The organism is Burkholderia sp. NLJ2, assembly GCF_049487195.1.
GTDB classification, from domain to species: domain Bacteria; phylum Pseudomonadota; class Gammaproteobacteria; order Burkholderiales; family Burkholderiaceae; genus Burkholderia; species Burkholderia pyrrocinia.
The window spans coordinates 512,894-531,117 of the sequence record NZ_CP137808.1; the positions used below are offsets into that span (position 1 = coordinate 512,894).

Consider the following 18,224-nt stretch of genomic DNA (forward strand, 5'->3'; position numbering starts at 1 on the left):
GTTCGGGCGTGCGCCGCCCGTCATGCGCACGCGGCTTCGATCAACTGCGTGACGAGCGCGGGCGCGGTGCCGATCGGTGTTGCGCCGTGCCGGTAGGTCTGGCTTGCCGCGTAGATGCCTTCGACCACCAGCGCGAGCGCATCGGCGAGCGCCTGCGGCTGCCGCGCGCCGGCGCCTTCGCACAGCGCGACGAGCCGCTTCATCAACTGTTCCTTGTTCTGCGCGACGCGCTCGCGCGCCGGGTGCGACGCGTCCGGGAATTCGGCGGCGACATTGACGAACGGGCAGCCGCGATAGTCCTTCTGCGTTGCGCGCTCGGCAAGATCGACGAAATACTGGATCAATTGCGCCTTCGGCTGGCCCGGGTGCTTGGCGACGCTCGTCTCGAGGCGCTCGAAGAAGCACGCGTCCATCCGCTCCAGATATGCGAGGATCAGCTCGTCCTTCGACGAGAACTGGCGATACAGGCTCATCTTGTTGACGCCCGCGCGCTCGACGACCGCCTCGACGCCGACCGTGCGAACGCCTTCCTTGTAAAACAGCTCCTCGGCGGCGCGCAGCAGGTGCTCGTGCGCGGTGGCCCCGTCGATCGGCCGGCGCGTGCGACGCGCCAGCGGTTTGGCGGCTTCGATGCCGGACATGATGACCCTCGACTGCGTGATGAATTGCTTGACATGTTACCGACTGGTAACTACGATCGCAACACACTTGTGACCGGTCGGTAACAATGCTGGCCGGATCGACAGACAAATGCCAAGCGTCGGCCCGGGTCAGCCGATGCAGCGTGCGGCGGAGGTGGCCTGGCTGGGTGGGGCGGTGCAGGTGCGATGGCGCCGCAGCCGCCAACTGGAGAACGTGAAGATGAACTGGGCAGTGACACGAATCGGCGGGCGCTTCCACTACGGATGGCTCGCGGCGGCGGTGGTATTCCTGATCCTGCTGGCGGCAGCCGGCACACGCGCGACACCGAGCGTGCTGATGGTGTCGCTCGAACGCGAACTCGGCTGGAGCCGCGCGGCGATTTCGCTGGCGATTTCGGTGAATATCGCGCTGTACGGGTTGACGGGTCCGTTCGCGGCCGCCGCGATGCAGCGCTTCGGGCTGCGCCCGACGATTCTCACCGCGCTCGTGACGATGAGCGCGGGCGTCGCGCTGTCGTCGATGATGACGCAGAGCTGGCAGATGGTGGTGATCTGGGGCCTGATGGTTGGCTGCTCGACGGGTGTCGTCGCACTGACGCTGTCCGCGACCTTCGTCACGCGCTGGTTCCATGCGCGACGCGGGCTGATCATGGGCATCCTGACCGCGAGCACGGCCACCGGCCAGCTCGTGTTCCTGCCGATGCTCGCGGCGATCGCGCAGCGCCATGGCTGGCGGCCGGTCGTGCTGGTCGTCGCGGTGGCCGCGGCGATCGTGATTCCGCTCGTCGCGTTCCTGCTGCCCGAACGGCCGGCCGACGTGCAGTTGCGCCCGTACGGCGAGCCGGCCGATGCGCCGCCCGCACCCGAAGCGACGAAGGACAACCCGCTCGCGGTCGCGTTCCGCACGCTGCTGATGGCGAGCCGTTCGCGCGACTTCTGGCTGCTGTTCTTCAGCTTCTTCATCTGCGGCGCGAGCACCAACGGTTATGTCGGCACGCACCTGATCGCGATGTGCAGCGACTACGGGATGACCGAAGTGCAGGGTGCGTCGCTGCTCGCGGCGATGGGCGTGTTCGACCTGTTCGGCACGACGCTGTCGGGCTGGCTGTCCGACCGTTACGACAACCGCGTGCTGCTGTTCTGGTACTACGGGCTGCGCGGGCTGTCGCTGATCTACCTGCCGCATGCGTTCGGGATCGATTTCTTCGGGCTGCCGCTGTTCGCGATGTTCTACGGGCTCGACTGGATCGCGACCGTGCCGCCGACCGTGCGCCTCGCGACCGACGTGTTCGGCAAGGCTGCGGCGCCGGTCGTGTTCGGCTGGATCGTCGCCGGCCACCAGCTCGGCGCGGCGTTCGCGGCGCTCGGCGCGGGGCTGCTGCGCGCGAGCCTCGGCACCTACACGATCGCGTCGATGATCTCGGGCGGACTGTGTATCGTCGGCGCGCTGATCGTGCTGCGGATCAACCGCGGCCCGTCGCGCGCAACTGCGCAGGCGGCCTGAGCACGGTGGCCCGGCCGGCCGCACCGCATGCGGCCGGCCATTGCAGGCACGGTGATTTGCATAGCGCGGGAGGATCGGGCGCGCAACCGCTCAAGCGGGTATGCTTGCGGTTCGCCAGGCGTTCGCGCCCCTTCATCGATGTCAGCGAGGAACCGCATGTCCGTCAAACCTGCTCCCACCACTGTTTCGATTCACGATCTGATCGCAGGCCGCTGGAGCCCGCGTGCGTATTCCGACGAGTCCATCAGCGCCGGCGATCTGCACGCGGTGCTCGAAGCGGCGCGCTGGGCGCCGTCCGCGTACAACGCGCAGCCGTGGCGCTTCGTCGTATTCGATCGCACGCAGGACGAAGATGCATTCAAGCGCGCGTTCGCGACGCTGGTGCCGTTCAACCAGGGCTGGAATGCGCCGGCGCCGGTGCTGATCGCGGTAACCTCGCACACGCTCACGCCGAAGGGCGAACCGGCGCCGACCGCGCTGTACGACGCGGGCGCAGCCGCGATGTCGCTGGTGCTGCAGGCGCATGCGCTGGGCCTCGCCGCGCACCAGATGAGCGGATTCGACACGAAGGCGTTCCGCGACGCGTTCGCGATTCCGTCCGACGTCGCGATCCTGTCGATCATCTCGCTCGGCCACTACGGCAACGTCGACAAGCTCGATCCCGTGCTGCGCGATCGCGAGAAGGCGCCGCGTACGCGCCATGCGATCGGCGAGGTCGTGTATGCGGGCGCGTGGAAGAAGAGCTTCGACGCGGCAGCCTGACCTGTGAAGCGGGCGGCATGCGTCGTGCATCCCGTCCGTGCGACTCCCCGGCGCGCCAGGCCGCGCGCCGTCGCCACCGACGCCCGTCCCGCGGCACTGGTGGCCGGCCCCGGTTGTGATCCCGCGGGCTTCATGTTAAAAAGCCCGTCCTTTCCGTTTTCGCGCCGGCCCTGCTGCGGCAACTTCCCATGACTTACTGCGCGATCGATTTCGGCACGTCCAATTCGGCCGTGGCGCTGCCCGACGGCGACGGCATGCGCCTCGCGCCCGTCGAGGGCGACCACCTGACACTGCCCACCGCGATCTTCTTCAACAATGACGAAGAGACGGTCGAATACGGCCGTGCGGCGCTGGCCTCCTATATCGACGGTTTCGACGGCCGGCTGATGCGTTCGATGAAGAGCATCCTCGGCTCGCCGCTCGCGGAAACGACGACCGATCTCGGCGACGGCAGCGCGATCGCGTACACCGAAATCATCGCGCGCTTCCTGACGCACCTGAAGCGCAAGGCCGAAGCCCGCGCGGGCGCGCCGATCGGCCGCGCGGTGCTCGGCCGGCCCGTGTTCTTCGTCGACGACGATCCGCGCGCCGACCGCCTCGCGCAGGATCAGCTCGAGGCGGCCGCGCAGTCGGTCGGCTTCGCGGACGTTCACTTCCAGTACGAACCGATTGCCGCCGCGTTCGACTACGAATCGCGCCAGCAGGCCGAGCGCCTCGTGCTCGTCGCCGACATCGGCGGCGGTACGTCCGACTTCTCGCTGGTGCGCGTCGGGCCCGAGCGGATGGCGCGGCTCGAGCGCAAGGACGACGTGCTGGCCCACCATGGCGTGCACGTCGCGGGCACCGACTACGACCGGCGTGTCGAGCTGGCGGCGATCCTGCCCGCGTTCGGCTACCGTTCGCTCGACCCCGAAGGGCGCGAACTGCCGAACAAGATCTACTTCGATCTCGCGACCTGGCACCTGATCAACACGGTCTACACGCCGAAGCGGCTCGGCGAGCTGAAACTGATGAAGCACCTGTACCAGGATGTGCGGCAGTACGACCGGCTCACGAGCGTGGTCGAGCAGCGGCTCGGGCATGCGCTGATGGCGCGCGCGGAAGAAGCGAAGATCGGCGTCGCGGCGGGCGGGGAGACGATGATCGACCTGAACGACGTGGAGGAGGACCTGCTGATCGCGTTCGATTCCGATCGTCTCGTCGATGCGAGTCACGATGACACCGCGCGCATCGTCGATGCCGCGCGCGAGACGGTGCGGCTTGCGGGCATCGCGCCGCGCGATGTCGGCGCGCTGTATTTCACCGGCGGCTCGACGGGCCTCGCATTCCTGTCGGGCGCGCTTGCGGGTGCGTTTCCGGAGGCGCAACCGGTGTTCGGCGATCGCCTCGCGAGCGTCGCGACGGGGCTCGGCATTCACGCGCAGCGCCTCTTTGGCTGAACGGCGGGCGGCTGCATGGCCGCCATGCCGGACTTAGCGCAGAAAAACAAAAAGCCCCGCCGAAGCGGGGCTTTTTTACACGAATTATCGCGCCAAGCTTAAACCGGACGGATGTTCGCAGCTTGCAGACCCTTCGGGCCCGTCTTCACTTCGAATTCAACCTTCTGGTTTTCTTGCAGCGTCTTGAAGCCTTCGACGCGGATTTCCGAGAAGTGCGCGAACAGATCGTCGCCGCCGCCTTCCGGGGTGATGAAGCCGAAGCCCTTTGCGTCATTGAACCACTTGACGGTACCGGTTGCCATGTTACTTGTTCCTAAAAAGATAAAACGGGGCCGAAGCCCATGGGGTGCGGAAAATCAAGGAAGGGGTAATAGGACCAACCGGAGTACCGTTGATGGGCGAACTACGAAAGAACCAATTCACTCGCCACTTGAAATCCTGCGAAGTCCTTTATACGGCTAATCACACGCGTGGTCAACCGTATTTCCATGGTCTCAGGGTTATTGCGTAGATCAGGTTTACAAAGCTTGCAGGCGATGCGAATTTTTTGTAGGGGCCGAACGATTTTGGCGGCACGTTTGAGGTGCAACCGTTAAACTACGCGCCGCGCGGACGGGTTGCCCCGATCGGATAACTCGTCCCCCCAAGAATGCGTGCGCGGTGCTGTCCGAGCCGATCCCGGACCGCAGGCCGACCATGCTTTTTGAGACACAGGAGAGGATGTGAAGAGTTCTATTCAACGGAACATCGGCCCGTTTGCATTGATGCTGACGGGGCTGGGTTCGATTATCGGCTCGGGCTGGCTGTTCGGCGCCTGGAAGGCCGCGAAGATCGCCGGTCCGGCGGCGATTTGCGCATGGATCATCGGCGCGGTCGTGATTCTCGCGATTGCACTGACGTATGCCGAACTGGGCGCGATGTTCCCCGAGTCGGGCGGCATGGTGCGCTACGCGCGCTACTCGCACGGTTCGCTGGTGGGCTTCATCAGCGCTTGGGCCAACTGGATCGCGATCGTTTCCGTGATCCCGATCGAGGCTGAAGCGTCGATCCAGTACATGAGCACGTGGCCATATCCGTGGGCGCATGCGCTGTTTGTGAACGGCGAGTTGACGACACCCGGGCTGCTGCTGTCGGCCGTGCTGGTCGTCATCTATTTCTTGCTGAACTACTGGGGTGTGAAGGCCTTCGCGCGTGCGAACACCGCGATCACGATCTTCAAGTTCCTGATCCCCGGCCTCACGATCGCCGGCCTGATGTTCTCGAGCTTCCACGCCGAGAACCTCGGCACCGCGACGAACGCGAGCTTCGCGCCGTACGGCTGGTCGGCGGTGCTGACCGCGGTCGCGACGAGCGGCATCGTGTTTGCGTTCAACGGCTTCCAGAGCCCGGTCAACCTCGCGGGTGAAGCGCGCAATCCGTCGCGCAGCGTGCCGTTCGCCGTGATCACGTCGATCCTGCTCGCGCTCGTGATCTACGTGCTGCTGCAGGTGGCCTACATCGGCTCGGTGAATCCGGCTGACGTCGCGAAGGGCTGGTCGCACTTCAACTTCTCGTCGCCGTTCGCGGAACTCGCGATCGCGCTGAACCTGAACTGGCTCGCGATCCTGCTGTACGTCGACGCGTTCATCAGCCCGAGCGGCACCGGCACGACCTACATGGCGACGACCACCCGCATGATCTACGCGATGGAGCGCAACAACACGATGCCGAAGATGTTCGGCAACGTGCACCCGCTCTACGGCGTGCCGCGCCAGGCGATGTGGTTCAACCTGCTCGTGTCGTTCATCTTCCTGTTCTTCTTCCGCGGCTGGAGCTCGCTCGCGGCAGTGATCTCGGTTGCGACGGTGATCTCGTACCTGACCGGCCCGATCAGCCTGATGGCACTGCGCCGCGCGGCGACCGACATCGAGCGGCCGCTGTCGATCCCGGGCATGAAGCTGATTGCACCGTTCGCGTTCGTCTGCGCATCGCTGATCCTGTACTGGGCGAAGTGGCCGCTGACCGGCGAAATCATCCTGCTGATGATCGTCGCGCTGCCGGTGTACTTCTTCTTCCAGGCCAAGGCCGGCTGGGGCGGCTGGGGTGCCGACCTGAAGGCCGCATGGTGGCTCGTCGCCTACCTGCCGACGATGGCCGTGCTGTCGCTGATCGGCAGCAAGGAGTTCGGCGGTCATGGCGTCCTGCCGTACGGCTGGGACATGCTGATCGTCGCTGCCATCGCGCTGGTGTTCTACTTCTGGGGCGCGAATTCCGGCTACCGGACCCAGTATCTCGACGAGCGCGAGTCGCACGACGAGATTCTCGAAGGCGTCGGTGCCTGACGCCTGACCTGCCGCCGGATTCGGCGGCGGCAGGAAGCAGCGAAAAAAAGCCCGCCCGAGCGATGCTCGGGCGGGCTTTTTGTTTGTCGCCGCCGGTTGTCTCGCGGAATTCAGGCGGCCGCGCTCGCGAACACGTAGTTCGTCATCGCGAGCACGCGCTGGTAGGTGCCGAGCGACTGGATGCCGAGCTGGTAGTCGTCGTCCGCCGCGCCGAGCGCCGTGAACACCGGCAGCAGATGCTCGTCGGTCGGGTGCATCAGCGCCGCATGCGGTGCCTGCCGGCGGTAGTCGAGCAGCGCGTCGACGTCGCGCGCGGCGAGCTTCGTCTCGAACCAGTCGGTGAATTCCGCGACGCGCGGGTCCGCATCCTCGGGCGCCGCGCTGAAATCGGCGGCACGCAGGTTGTGCGTGATCTGGCCCGAGCCGATCACCATCACGCCTTCGTCGCGCAGCGGCCGCAGCGCGCGGCCGAGCGCGAAGTGGTGGGCCGCATCCGCGCGCGGCTGGATCGACAACTGCGCGACGGGCACGTCAGCCTCCGGGAACATCAGCAGCATCGGCACCCACGCGCCGTGGTCGAGGCCATGCTCGGACGTCGCGGTCGCGATGCCGGCCGCGTTCAGCAGCGCGGCCGCACGCTCGGCGACGTCGGGGGCGCCGGGTGCCGGATAGCGGATCTCATACAGCGCGCGCGGAAAGCCGTAGAAGTCGTGGATCGTTTCCGGGTGTGCGGCGATGCTCGCGACCGGTTGTTGCGTGCCCCAGTGCGCGGACAGCATCAGCACCGCGCGCGGGCGCGGCAATTCGGCGCCGAGGTGCGTGAATGCACCGGACGGCAGCGTCGGGTCGATCGGCAGCGTCGGAGCGCCGTGGGACAGGTACAGCGAAGGCAAGCGGTTCATGGTGGTGGCCTGCAAAAGGGTTTGCCTGTGACTATAGGCGCGCACCGAGCATTGATAAATCCGCGTCCATGAATTTGATTGGTGCGTGTTTGTTGATAATCGGCGCGATGCAACGCGTGCTGGCGCGGGTAGGTGTCAGTGCGCGCGAAATCGAATGAATTGCCGGCGGAATCGGCGAAGATGCGCGAAGAATGGAGTCGCGGCGGTCGGCTTACTGCGCGTGCCGGATGCCGGCCCACGGCGTCGTCAGCGGCGCGCTGAGCGCGAACAGGTCGAGCACGCGCGTGACGGTCTGGTCGACGAGTTCCTCGATCGTCTTCGGCATCGCGTAGAACGCGGGCAACGGCGGAAAGACGATGCCGCCCATTTCGGTGACGGCGGTCATGTTGCGCAGATGCGCGAGGTTGAACGGCGTTTCGCGCACCATCAGCACGAGACGGCGGCGTTCCTTCAGCGTGACGTCGGCCGCGCGCGTGATCAGGTTGTCGGACAGCCCGTGCGCGATGCTCGCGAGCGTCTTCATCGAGCATGGCGCGATCACCATCCCGTCGGTCGCGAACGAGCCCGACGCGATCGTCGCGCCGACGTCGCGCACCGAGTGCACGACGTCCGCACGGCTTTCGACATCGGCCTTCGGCAGCTTCAGTTCATGCTGGATGTTGAGCCAGCCGGCGTTCGAAATCAGCAGATGCGTTTCGACGCCGCCGGCGGCACGCAGCAGGTCGAGCAGCCGCACGCCGTAGATCGCGCCGGTGGCGCCGGTGATCGCGACGATCAGCCGGCGTGGCGGCGCGCTGGGAGATGCCATCGAAAGGGGGGCGGGTGGGGCGTGTTAAGCGGCGGCGAACAGTTGCTGCAGCTCGCCCGACTGGTACATCTCCATCATGATGTCCGAGCCGCCGATGAATTCGCCCTTGAAGTAGAGCTGCGGGATGGTCGGCCAGTTCGAGAATTCCTTGATGCCCTGGCGGATTTCGTCGTCTTCCAGCACGTTGACCGTCTTGAACTGGTCGACGCCGCAGGCCTTCAGCACTTGCACGGCGCGGCCCGAGAAGCCGCACATCGGGAATTGCGCGTTGCCCTTCATGAAGAGCACGACCTGGTTTTCGTCGACGATTTGCTTGATACGTTGTTGGGTGTCCATGACTGACCTTGCGTTTGCGGGGCGTTAGATCGAAATGATAGCGGATTTCAACCGGTCGGGCCGGGCATCAGCCCGGCAGGCGGCCGCCGGTCGTGCGTTCGATCGCAGCCAGATCGGCGAGCGATTCGACCGCGGCGAAGCCGTGCGACGACAGCATCGCACGGACGGCTTCGGCCTGGTCGTAGCCGTGCTCGATCCAGAGCGTGCCGCCCGGTTTCAGGTGGGCGCCGGCGCCCGCGACGATCGTGCGGATCGCGCTGAGGCCGTCGGCGTCGTCGGTGAGTGCGCCGCGCGGCTCGAAACGCAGGTCGCCCTGCGCGAGGTGCGGATCGTGCTGCGCGATGTACGGCGGGTTGCTGACGATCGTGTCGAATGCGAGCGCCGGATCGAGCGCAGCGTACCAGTCGCTCTGCAACCAGTGCAGCGGGCCGCCGGGGCGGTGCGCGTCGAGCAGCTTGTCCGCGTTGCGTTGCGCGACCGCGAGCGCGGCCGGCGAACGGTCGAGCGCCCACACGCGTGCATCGGGACGCTCGGCCGCAATCGACACGGCAATCGCGCCGCTGCCGGTGCCGAGATCGAGCACGGCCGGATACGGCAAGCCGTCGATCGCATCGAGTGCGGCTTCGACGAGCAGTTCGGTTTCGGGGCGCGGGATCAGCACGTCGGGCGTCACGTCGAACGGCCGGCCGAAGAATTCGCGCATCCCGACGAGCTGCGCGACCGGCTCGCCGGCCACGCGGCGCGCTTCGAGCGCGCGATAGCGTTCGACCGCGGCAGCGTCGAGCGGCGCGTCGCCGCGCGTGATCAGTTGCGTGCGGGTCCAGCCGAGCGCGTGCGCGAGCAGCACGCGCGCATCGACCGCGTCGAGCGGCGACGCGCGCAGCAGATCGTCGGCGGTGGTGTCGGGCATCGCGGCCTCAGTCGGCGTCGCCGAGCGACGCGAGCAGTTCGGCCTGGTGCTCGGTGACGAGCACGCCGATCAGTTCGTCGAGATCGCCGTCCATGATCGCCTCGAGCCGGTACAGCGTCAGGTTGATCCGGTGGTCGGTCATCCGGCCCTGCGGGAAGTTGTACGTGCGGATCCGTTCCGAGCGGTCGCCGGAGCCGATCAGGCTCTTGCGCGTCGCGGCTTCCTTCGCGTGCTGCTCGTGATACTGCTTGTCCTTGATGCGCGCGGCGAGCACTTTCAGCGCGCGATCCTTGTTCTTGTGCTGCGAACGGTCGTCCTGGCACTCGACGACGATTCCGGTCGGGATGTGCGTGACCCGCACCGCCGAATCGGTCTTGTTGATGTGCTGGCCGCCCGCGCCGGATGCGCGGAACGTGTCGATCCGCAGGTCGGCCGGATTGATCTCGACCTCGCTGATCTCGTCGGCTTCCGGCATCACCGCGACCGTGCACGCGGACGTATGGATGCGCCCCTGCGTCTCGGTCGCCGGCACGCGTTGCACGCGATGGCCGCCCGATTCGAACTTCAGGCGCGAATACGCGCCCTGGCCCGCGATCCGCACGATCACTTCCTTGTAGCCGCCGAGATCCGACGCGCTCTCCGACATCATCTCGACCTGCCAGCGCTGGCGTTCCGCGAAGCGCAGGTACATGCGCAGCAGGTCGCCTGCGAACAGCGCCGATTCGTCGCCGCCCGTGCCCGCGCGGATTTCGAGGAAGATGTTGCGGTCGTCGTTCGGATCCTTGGGCAGCAGCATCTTCTGCAGCTCGACCTCGAGGCGGGCCATGCCCTCGCGCGCGCTGCGGATCTCGTCCTCGGCGAAATCGCGCATCGACGGATCGGCAAGCAGCTCCTGCGCGGCTGTTTCATCGCTGCGCGACTGGCGCCACAGCGCGTACTGCTCGACGACCGGGCCGAGTTCCGCATGTTCGCGCGTCAGCTTGCGGTACTGGTCGAGATCGGCCGTGACGTTTTCGCGGCTCAGCAGGTCGTTCAGTTCGGCCAGCCGTGTGGACAGCTGGTCGAGCTTGCGTTGCATGCTCGTCTTCATGGTGTGGAGCGGCGCTCCCGGGCAAGGGTATTCGGAAAGGATAGGCCGGCTCGCGGCCGGCGGCAGGGCTCGCGGCGCTAGTGGCCGGACTGGTCGTTCGAGCGCGGCGCGTGCTGGTAGAAGCCGCGCATCAGGTCGATCAGCGAATCGCGATCGGCGCCGTTCACGCGGTTGAGCGCGCTCGTCGGGCCGTGGATCAGCTTGTTGGTCAGCGCCTGCGACAGCGCTTCGAGCACGGCGGCGGGATCGTCGCCGCGCGCGAGCAGCTTCTGCGCCTTGTCGACTTCGGCACGGCGCAGCGCGTCGGCCTGCGTATGCATGTGACGGATCACCGGCACGACGCTGCGCGTGTCGAGCCATTGCATGAAATTCTGCACGCGCGTCTCGATGATCGCCTCCGCCTGCGCGACCGCGGCCTGGCGCGATGCGTTGCCTTCGCGCACGATCGCGCCGAGATCGTCGACGGTGTAGAGGAACACGTCCTTCAGCTTGCCGACTTCCGGCTCGATATCGCGCGGCACAGCGAGGTCGACCATGAAGATCGGCCGGTGGCGGCGCGCCTTCACCGCACGCTCGACTGCGCCGAGGCCGATGATCGGCAGCGTCGACGCCGTGCACGACACGATGATGTCGAATTCCTGCATGCGGGCCGGCAGATCCGCGAGCGGCATCGCGCGGCCGTTGAAGCGTTCGGCGAGCCGCTGGCCGCGTTCGGCCGTGCGGTTCGCGACCACGAGTTCGCGCGGGCCTTGCGCGGCGAAGTGCGTCGCGCACAGCTCGATCATCTCGCCGGCGCCGATGAACAGCACGCGCTGGTCGGACACCTTTTCGAAGATCCGCTGCGCGAGGCGAACGGCGGCGGCAGCCATCGACACCGACTGCGTACCGATCTCCGTCGTGCCGCGCACTTCCTTCGCCACCGCGAACGTGCGCTGGAACAACTGGTTCAGATAGGTACCGAGCGCGCCGGCTTCCGTCGCGGTGCGCACGGCGTCTTTCATCTGGCCCAGAATCTGCGTTTCGCCGAGCACCATCGAATCGAGGCCGGATGCAACGCGGAAGGCGTGACGGACCGCTTCCGACTGCGGCAGCGCATACACGTGCGGCGCGAGCTCGTCGACCGGAATCCGGTGATACTCCGACAGCCAGCGGACCGCGCCTTCACGTGCCGCGCGATCATCGGTCGCGCAATACAGTTCGGTGCGGTTGCAGGTGGAGAGGATCGCTGCTTCGGGCGTATTGGGCGCCTGGGGCCCGAGAAGCACGTTCTTGAACGTGACGAGAGCCGGCTTGATTTGCTCGAGCGGAAACGCCACGCGTTCGCGCAAGGCGACTGGCGCAGTGTGGTGATTGATTCCGATCGTGAGGAGTTGCATATCGAGGGCTATCGTTTAGCCCCATATTATAGCGTTTCAGCGATTTCCTCACTCGCTGCATACCGGGCATCGGCGTGCCGGGGCCGGGAATTTGGGGGCTCGATCGGTACGCGGTCGAGCTGATAGCCGTAGCCGTAGAGCGGCAACAGGCGGTAACCACGCTCCGGAAGCAACTGCAACTTGCTGCGCAGCCGGGACGCGTGCGTGTCGAGCGTGCGCGACTTCATGTCGCGGCGGCGCGCCCACACCGTTTCGAGGATATGGGCGCGCGACACGGGCCGCGACAGGTTCGCGAACAGCAACTGCGCGAAGCGGAACTCCTTGGGCGTGAGTGAAACGATTGCGTCGCCGAAGCGCACAAGGCAGTGCGTGGCGTCGAATGCATATTCGCCATACATTTCGCGCGAGCGGGTCGGCGGCCGGCGCACGCCGGCGCGCCGGCTCAGTGCGTTGACGCGCGCGAGCAGCTCGGGCCCGCTGACGGGGCGCACGAGGCAATCGTCGGCGCCCGCGTGCAGGCACGATACGATTTCGCTTTCGCGCGGCAATTGCATCACGGCGATGGCCGGCAGCCCGGGCAGGATCGCCTGCGCGCGCGGAATGACTTCCTCGGCAGGCTGGTCGCCGGCCCAGTTGCCGGTGATCAGCATGTCGCAGGTGTCGGTGGCGAGCCATTCGAAGAACGCCGTGCTGGACGAAAACGCGTGGCACACGTGACCGCCCGCAAAGAGCAGGCGGTTCAGGAGTGCGGCATGACGCGCCTCCGGATCGATCAGAGCGATTCGCATGAGAGTTTCTTCAATACGGTAGCCGGTGCGCGCTTGCCATAACGTCGAGTCGGCCCCTACACTCGAATGTTCGCGGCGCCCGGCTGGTCTCGGGTTCGATGGATGAATCGATGCTAGCCGCTGGCAACGTTCACGCCTATTGGACGAATCCGAATTTATAGAAGGCGTCGAATGAACTGGTTTGGAATCCTTGTCCTGGGAGCGGCCGTCGGGCTGTTCGGCCGATGGCTGCACCCGATGCGGCGCACGGGCCGGCCGGCCTGGTGGATCGCGGTGCTCGTCGGCATCGTGGGCGCGGCTGCCGCCCGCATGGCCGGCAATCTCTCTGGACTGTTTTACGATGGCGAGACGCTCGAATGGCCGGTCTGCACCGGCGTCGCGTTCCTTGCCGTAGCCGTGACGGTCGCGCTGTCGGCCCGTCGCTGAATGCTCTCAGGTGAAATCATGAATGCCCGTCTTCCCGAAGTCCCGTCGGTGCCGGCCCGCCTCGCGCTGCTGCGCGGCGCCATGGCCCGCGAGGACCTGGCCGCCTATCTCGTGCCGTCCGCCGATCCCCATCTGTCCGAATACCTGCCCGAGCGCTGGCAGGCCCGCCGCTGGCTGTCCGGCTTCACGGGCTCGGTCGGCACGCTGGTCGTGACCGCGGATTTCGCGGGGTTGTGGGTCGACAGCCGCTACTGGGTGCAGGCCGATGCCGAACTGGCCGGCACGGGCGTGCAGTTGATGAAGATGACGGGCGGGCAGCAGAGCGCGCCGCACGTCGACTGGCTCGCGCAGAACGTGGCGGCGGGCACGACGGTCGGTGTCGACGGCGCCGTGCTCGGCGTCGCGGCCGCGCGTGGGCTGACGGCCGCGCTGAGCGCGCGCGGCATCGCGCTGCGCACCGATCTCGACCTGCTCGACGCGATCTGGCCCGAGCGGCCGGGGCTGCCCGGCGACGCGGTGTTCGAGCACGCGGCGCCGCAGGCCGACACGACGCGCGCGAGCAAGCTGGCCGAAGTGCGCCGCGCGATGCACGCGCAGGGCGCGCAGTGGCATTTCGTGTCGACACTCGACGATCTGGCCTGGCTGTTCAACCTGCGCGGCGCCGACGTCAACTTCAATCCCGTGTTCGTTGCGCACGCAATGATCGGCGCCGATCGTGCGACGCTGTTCGTCGCCGACGGCAAGGTGTCGCCGGCGCTGGCCGCGTCGCTCGCGCAGGACGGCGTCGACGTCCGTGCCTACGATGCCGCACGCGCATCGCTCGCTGCGCTGCCCGACGGCGCGACGCTGCTGGTCGACCCGCGCCGCGTGACGTTCGGCACGCTCGAGGCCGTGCCGGCCGGCGTGAAGCTCGTCGAGGCCGTGAATCCGTCGACGTTCGCGAAGTCGCGCAAGACGTCCGCCGAGATCGAGCACGTGCGCGTGACGATGGAGCACGACGGCGCCGCGCTCGCGGAATTCTTCGCATGGTTCGAGCAGGCGGTGAATCGCGAGACGATCACCGAACTGACGATCGAGGAGCAGCTCACGGCCGCGCGCGCACGGCGCCCCGGCTATGTGTCGCCGAGTTTCGCGACGATCGCCGGCTTCAACGCGAACGGCGCGATGCCGCATTACCACGCAACGCCCGAGTCGCACGCGACGATCGCCGGCAACGGGTTGCTGCTGATCGATTCGGGTGGCCAGTACGTGACGGGCACGACCGACGTCACGCGCGTCGTGCCGGTCGGCACCGTCAGCGACCTGCAGCGGCGCGATTTCACGATCGTGCTGAAATCGATGATGGCGCTGTCGCGCGCACGCTTCCCGCGCGGCATCCGCTCGCCGATGCTCGACGCGATCGCGCGTGCGCCGATGTGGGCGGCCGGGCTCGACTACGGCCACGGCACGGGGCATGGCGTCGGCTACTTCCTGAACGTGCACGAAGGCCCGCAGGTCATCTCGCACTACGCGCCGGCCGAGCCGCACACGGCGATGGAAGAGGGGATGATCACGTCGATCGAGCCGGGCGTGTACCGGCCCGGCCAGTGGGGCATCCGGATCGAGAACCTGGTCGTGAACCGTGCGGCCGGGAAGACCGAGTTCGGCGATTTCCTTGCGTTCGAGACGCTGACGCTGTGCCCGATCGACACGCGTTGCGTGCTGATCGCGATGCTGCATGACGAAGAGCGCGCGTGGCTGAACACGTATCACGCGACGGTGCGCGAGCGCGTCGGCCGGCACCTGAGCGGCGCTGCGAAGGCGTGGCTCGACGCGCGCACGCAGCCGATCTGACGCGACGTGCAATAACGGCCGGACGACGGCCGAACCACAACAGCGAGGGCAACAAATGGCGGACACCGCAGTGATCGTGGTCGACATGCAGCGCGGGCTGGTGGAGCGGGCGCAGCCCGCGTACCGGCTCGACGACGTCGTGTCGGGCATCAACCGGTTGACGGCGGCGGCACGCGCGGCGAACGCGCCCGTGTGCTTCGTGCAGCACGACGGCGATGCTGACGACGACATCGTGCCCGGCACGGCGGGCTGGGAGCTGCATGCGGGGCTGGTCGTCGGGAGCGACGACTGGCGCGTGCGCAAGCAGGTGAGTGACTCGTTCCACGACACGCCGCTCGCGGCGGAGCTCGACCGCCACGGTATCCGTTCGGTGCTGATCTGCGGCTATGCGACCGAGTTCTGCGTCGATTCGGCCGCGCGCCGTGCGGCGTTGCTCGGCTACCGGACGACCGTCGTGTCCGACCTGCATACGACGAACGAGCGCGCGCACCTGTCGGCCGCGCAGATCGTCGCGCATCACCACTTCATCTGGACAAACAATTCGCTGTCGGGCAACGCGGTCACGCCGCGTCCGCTCGCCGACGTGCTCGCGACGGAGTTCGCATGACGATCAAGGCCGTGGTGTTCGATTTCGGCGGCGTGCTGATCGACTGGAGCCCCGACTACCTTTACCGGCAACTGATTCCCGACGAGGCAGAGCGTCGCTGGTTCCTCACGCATGTCTGCGCGATGGACTGGGTGATCCGCCAGGACGGCGGGCAGACGATCGAGGAAGGCACGGCCGAACTCGTCGCGAAGTTTCCGGAGCACGAGGCGCTGATCCGTGCGTTCTACGCACGCTGGCACGAGATGATCGGCGGCGTGCTGGACGAAGGCGCCGCGCTCGTCGACCGGCTCGACGCGCAGGGGGTGCCGCTGTTCGGGCTGACGAACTGGTCCGCGCAGACGTTTCCGTATGCGTGGGACAACTTCCCGGTGCTGCGGCGGTTCAAGGACATCGTCGTGTCGGGTCGCGTGAAGCTCGTGAAACCCGATCCGGCGATCTACCGCGAGATGCATGCGCGGATCGAACCGCACCTGCCGGGTATTGCGCCGCACGAGCTCGTGTTCATCGACGACAACGCGAAGAACGCCGCGGCCGCGACGGCGCTCGGCTGGCACGGCATTCATCACACGAGCGCGGCGGAGACCGAGGCGCGGTTGCGCGAACTGGGCGCGCTCGCATGACAAGCAGCGGGCGAACGCCCTGCGGATAAAAAAAGCGGGCCGCACGCGGGCCCGCTTTTTCGTTGTGCCGATCCGGATGCGGCCACTTTCGGCATCCGGCCCCGCGTTGCCGCAGTGCCGGGCGCCCGGGCCGCGCCGGTCAGCGGCTGATCGGCTTGTAGCGCAGTCGGTGCGGCTTCGCGGCTTCCTCGCCGAGGCGCGCGCGCTTGTCGGCTTCGTACTCCTGGTAGTTGCCGTCGAAGAACGTGACCTGCGAATCGCCTTCGAACGCGAGGATGTGCGTCGCGATCCGGTCGAGGAACCAGCGATCGTGCGAGATCACCATCACCGAGCCCGCGAATTCGAGCAGTGCGTCTTCCAGCGCGCGCAGCGTTTCGACGTCGAGGTCGTTCGACGGTTCGTCGAGCAGCAGCACGTTGCCGCCCGAGATCAGCGTCTTCGCGAGATGCAGGCGACCGCGTTCGCCGCCGGACAGGTTGCCGACGATCTTCTGCTGGTCGCCGCCCTTGAAGTTGAAGCGGCCGATGTACGCGCGCGACGGCGTCTCGTACTTGCCGACCGTCAGCACGTCGGCGCCGCCCGAGATTTCCTCGAACACCGTCTTCGAGCCGTCGAGCGCATCGCGGCTCTGGTCGACGTACGCGAGCTTCACCGTCGGGCCCATCACGACCTCGCCCGAATCCGGCTGCTCCTTGCCCGTCAGCATCCGGAACAGCGTCGACTTGCCGGCGCCGTTCGGGCCGATGATGCCGACGATCGCGCCGGCCGGGATCTTCAGGTTCAGGTTGTCGATCAGCAGGCGGTCGCCAAACGCCTTGCTGACGTTCTTGAACTCGATCACTTCATTGCCGAGGCGGTCGCCGACCGGAATGAAGATTTCCTGCGTCTCGTTGCGCTTCTGGTATTCCTGGCTGTTCAGCTCCTCGAAGCGCGCGATACGCGCCTTCGACTTCGCCTGGCGGCCCTTCGGGTTCTGGCGCACCCACTCCAGTTCTTTCTTGATCGCCTTCTGGCGTGCCGATTCCGACGCTTCTTCCTGCTTCAGGCGCTCTTCCTTCTGGTCGAGCCAGCTGCTGTAGTTGCCCTTCCACGGAATGCCGTGGCCGCGGTCGAGTTCGAGAATCCACTCGGCCGCGTTGTCGAGGAAGTAGCGATCGTGCGTGACGGCGACGACGGTGCCCGGGAAGCGCACCAGGAACTGCTCGAGCCAGTCGACCGATTCGGCGTCGAGGTGGTTGGTCGGTTCGTCGAGCAGCAGCATGTCGGGCTTTTCGAGCAGCAGCTTGCACAATGCGACGCGGCGCTTTTCGCCGCCCGACAGGTGCTCGACTTTCGCGTCCCACGCCGGCAGGCGCAACGCATCGGCGGCCACTTCGAGCTGCTGCTCGGGGCTGCCGCCGTCGCTCGATGCGAGGATCGCCTCGTACTTCGCCTGTTCGGCCGCGAGCGCGTCGAAGTCGGCGTCCGGCTCGGCATACGCCGCGTAGATTTCTTCAAGCTTCTTGTTGGCCTGGAACAGGTCGCCGAGCCCTTCCTCGACGGCTTCGCGAACCGTCTTCGTCGGGTCGAGCTGCGGTTCCTGCGGCAGGTAGCCGATGTTCAGGTTCGGCATCGGCGTCGCTTCGCCTTCGATGTCCTTGTCGACGCCCGCCATGATGCGGATCAGCGTCGACTTGCCCGAGCCGTTCAGGCCGAGCACGCCGATCTTCGCGCCGGGAAAGAACGACAGCGAGATGTCCTTCAGGATCTGGCGCTTGGGCGGCACGATCTTGCCGACCCGGTTCATCGTGAAAACGTATTGGGCCATTTGGGTGTGAAAGTCAGAAGTTGAGACGGCCGCGCAGCGCGCTGGCATGGCGGC

The 18,224-nt window shown here is 66.7% G+C and carries 18 protein-coding genes; 8 read left to right on the top strand and 10 right to left on the bottom strand.

What is annotated here, in order from left to right; all coding sequences use genetic code 11:
• Positions 1-20 precede the first annotated feature (20 nt).
• On the bottom strand, positions 21-641 hold the full coding sequence (locus R9B84_RS02345) for a TetR/AcrR family transcriptional regulator (protein WP_423759068.1): 621 nt from the start codon (positions 639-641) through the stop codon (positions 21-23).
• A 220-nt stretch (positions 642-861) separates the two neighbouring features.
• Here R9B84_RS02345 and R9B84_RS02350 point away from each other — a divergent pair, with 220 nt between their 5' ends.
• The 3 genes from R9B84_RS02350 (at position 862) to R9B84_RS02360 (ending at position 4,346) form a co-directional block, all read left to right on the top strand.
• The gene (locus R9B84_RS02350; RefSeq protein ID WP_423759949.1) at positions 862-2,145 is read left to right on the top strand and encodes an MFS transporter; all 1,284 of its coding nucleotides are present in this window, start codon (positions 862-864) and stop codon (positions 2,143-2,145) included.
• 156 nt (positions 2,146-2,301) lie between these two features.
• The gene (locus R9B84_RS02355; protein WP_423759069.1) at positions 2,302-2,907 is read left to right on the top strand and encodes a nitroreductase family protein; all 606 of its coding nucleotides are present in this window, start codon (positions 2,302-2,304) and stop codon (positions 2,905-2,907) included.
• Between the two features lie 188 nt (positions 2,908-3,095).
• Positions 3,096-4,346: an Hsp70 family protein gene (locus R9B84_RS02360; protein WP_423759070.1), complete on the top strand. Its 1,251-nt coding sequence runs from the start codon at positions 3,096-3,098 to the stop codon at positions 4,344-4,346.
• A gap of 98 nt (positions 4,347-4,444) precedes the next feature.
• On the opposite strand, the gene R9B84_RS02365 is transcribed toward R9B84_RS02360, so the two are convergent.
• A complete protein-coding gene (locus R9B84_RS02365; protein ID WP_006477070.1) occupies positions 4,445-4,648 on the bottom strand; it encodes a cold-shock protein in 204 nt (67 codons plus the stop codon).
• Between the two features lie 420 nt (positions 4,649-5,068).
• Here R9B84_RS02365 and R9B84_RS02370 point away from each other — a divergent pair, with 420 nt between their 5' ends.
• Positions 5,069-6,667 (top strand): APC family permease, encoded by a 1,599-nt coding sequence (locus R9B84_RS02370; RefSeq protein ID WP_423759071.1) that lies wholly within the window; start codon positions 5,069-5,071, stop codon positions 6,665-6,667.
• Between the two features lie 110 nt (positions 6,668-6,777).
• Here R9B84_RS02370 and R9B84_RS02375 read toward each other — a convergent pair whose 3' ends face one another.
• From R9B84_RS02375 to R9B84_RS02405, 7 genes are all read right to left on the bottom strand, one after another.
• Entirely contained in the window at positions 6,778-7,569 is a 792-nt protein-coding gene (locus R9B84_RS02375) for a DODA-type extradiol aromatic ring-opening family dioxygenase (protein WP_423759072.1), read from the bottom strand.
• 211 nt (positions 7,570-7,780) lie between these two features.
• Entirely contained in the window at positions 7,781-8,377 is a 597-nt protein-coding gene (locus R9B84_RS02380) for a UbiX family flavin prenyltransferase (RefSeq protein ID WP_047899672.1), read from the bottom strand.
• Positions 8,378-8,401: 24 nt separating this feature from the next.
• On the bottom strand, positions 8,402-8,713 hold the full coding sequence (gene grxD / locus R9B84_RS02385; RefSeq protein ID WP_047899673.1) for a Grx4 family monothiol glutaredoxin: 312 nt from the start codon (positions 8,711-8,713) through the stop codon (positions 8,402-8,404).
• A 67-nt stretch (positions 8,714-8,780) separates the two neighbouring features.
• Positions 8,781-9,623, bottom strand: a complete 843-nt coding sequence (prmC, locus tag R9B84_RS02390; protein ID WP_423759073.1) for a peptide chain release factor N(5)-glutamine methyltransferase — start codon at positions 9,621-9,623, stop codon at positions 8,781-8,783.
• A gap of 7 nt (positions 9,624-9,630) precedes the next feature.
• Entirely contained in the window at positions 9,631-10,713 is a 1,083-nt protein-coding gene (gene prfA, locus R9B84_RS02395) for a peptide chain release factor 1 (protein ID WP_423759074.1), read from the bottom strand.
• Positions 10,714-10,790: 77 nt separating this feature from the next.
• Positions 10,791-12,089, bottom strand: a complete 1,299-nt coding sequence (gene hemA, locus R9B84_RS02400) for a glutamyl-tRNA reductase (protein ID WP_047899676.1) — start codon at positions 12,087-12,089, stop codon at positions 10,791-10,793.
• Between the two features lie 26 nt (positions 12,090-12,115).
• Positions 12,116-12,877, bottom strand: a complete 762-nt coding sequence (locus tag R9B84_RS02405) for a response regulator transcription factor (RefSeq protein ID WP_423759075.1) — start codon at positions 12,875-12,877, stop codon at positions 12,116-12,118.
• Between the two features lie 171 nt (positions 12,878-13,048).
• Between R9B84_RS02405 and R9B84_RS02410 the strand changes: the two genes are divergently transcribed.
• Genes R9B84_RS02410 through R9B84_RS02425 form a run of 4 tightly spaced genes read left to right on the top strand, consistent with a single transcriptional unit; the run spans position 13,049 to position 16,363 of the window.
• The gene (locus tag R9B84_RS02410; RefSeq protein WP_034183709.1) at positions 13,049-13,303 is read left to right on the top strand and encodes a hypothetical protein; all 255 of its coding nucleotides are present in this window, start codon (positions 13,049-13,051) and stop codon (positions 13,301-13,303) included.
• Positions 13,304-13,321: 18 nt separating this feature from the next.
• Positions 13,322-15,136, top strand: a complete 1,815-nt coding sequence (locus tag R9B84_RS02415; RefSeq protein WP_423759076.1) for an aminopeptidase P family protein — start codon at positions 13,322-13,324, stop codon at positions 15,134-15,136.
• Between the two features lie 55 nt (positions 15,137-15,191).
• Complete coding sequence (locus R9B84_RS02420) at positions 15,192-15,743, top strand: cysteine hydrolase family protein (protein WP_423759077.1); 552 nt, start codon at positions 15,192-15,194, stop codon at positions 15,741-15,743.
• Entirely contained in the window at positions 15,740-16,363 is a 624-nt protein-coding gene (locus R9B84_RS02425) for an HAD family hydrolase (RefSeq protein ID WP_423759078.1), read from the top strand. Before R9B84_RS02420 ends, R9B84_RS02425 begins: the two co-directional genes overlap by 4 nt.
• 139 nt (positions 16,364-16,502) lie before the next feature.
• Here the strand turns inward: R9B84_RS02425 and ettA are convergent, their stop codons facing one another.
• Positions 16,503-18,170, bottom strand: coding sequence for an energy-dependent translational throttle protein EttA (ettA, locus tag R9B84_RS02430; RefSeq protein WP_423759079.1), 1,668 nt, complete (start codon positions 18,168-18,170; stop codon positions 16,503-16,505).
• Positions 18,171-18,224: the final 54 nt, after the last annotated feature.

Coding starts and splice junctions, on each gene's coding strand:
- prmC (WP_423759073.1), bottom strand. CDS start 9,623: ATGCCCGACACCACCGCCGACGATCTGCTGCGCGCGTCGCCGCTCGAC.
- R9B84_RS02410 (WP_034183709.1), top strand. CDS start 13,049: ATGAACTGGTTTGGAATCCTTGTCCTGGGAGCGGCCGTCGGGCTGTTC.
- R9B84_RS02355 (WP_423759069.1), top strand. CDS start 2,302: ATGTCCGTCAAACCTGCTCCCACCACTGTTTCGATTCACGATCTGATC.
- R9B84_RS02420 (WP_423759077.1), top strand. CDS start 15,192: ATGGCGGACACCGCAGTGATCGTGGTCGACATGCAGCGCGGGCTGGTG.
- grxD (WP_047899673.1), bottom strand. CDS start 8,713: ATGGACACCCAACAACGTATCAAGCAAATCGTCGACGAAAACCAGGTC.
- R9B84_RS02405 (WP_423759075.1), bottom strand. CDS start 12,877: ATGCGAATCGCTCTGATCGATCCGGAGGCGCGTCATGCCGCACTCCTG.
- ettA (WP_423759079.1), bottom strand. CDS start 18,170: ATGGCCCAATACGTTTTCACGATGAACCGGGTCGGCAAGATCGTGCCG.
- R9B84_RS02425 (WP_423759078.1), top strand. CDS start 15,740: ATGACGATCAAGGCCGTGGTGTTCGATTTCGGCGGCGTGCTGATCGAC.
- hemA (WP_047899676.1), bottom strand. CDS start 12,089: ATGCAACTCCTCACGATCGGAATCAATCACCACACTGCGCCAGTCGCC.
- R9B84_RS02375 (WP_423759072.1), bottom strand. CDS start 7,569: ATGAACCGCTTGCCTTCGCTGTACCTGTCCCACGGCGCTCCGACGCTG.
- R9B84_RS02365 (WP_006477070.1), bottom strand. CDS start 4,648: ATGGCAACCGGTACCGTCAAGTGGTTCAATGACGCAAAGGGCTTCGGC.
- prfA (WP_423759074.1), bottom strand. CDS start 10,713: ATGAAGACGAGCATGCAACGCAAGCTCGACCAGCTGTCCACACGGCTG.
- R9B84_RS02350 (WP_423759949.1), top strand. CDS start 862: ATGAACTGGGCAGTGACACGAATCGGCGGGCGCTTCCACTACGGATGG.
- R9B84_RS02360 (WP_423759070.1), top strand. CDS start 3,096: ATGACTTACTGCGCGATCGATTTCGGCACGTCCAATTCGGCCGTGGCG.
- R9B84_RS02345 (WP_423759068.1), bottom strand. CDS start 641: ATGTCCGGCATCGAAGCCGCCAAACCGCTGGCGCGTCGCACGCGCCGG.
- R9B84_RS02415 (WP_423759076.1), top strand. CDS start 13,322: ATGAATGCCCGTCTTCCCGAAGTCCCGTCGGTGCCGGCCCGCCTCGCG.
- R9B84_RS02380 (WP_047899672.1), bottom strand. CDS start 8,377: ATGGCATCTCCCAGCGCGCCGCCACGCCGGCTGATCGTCGCGATCACC.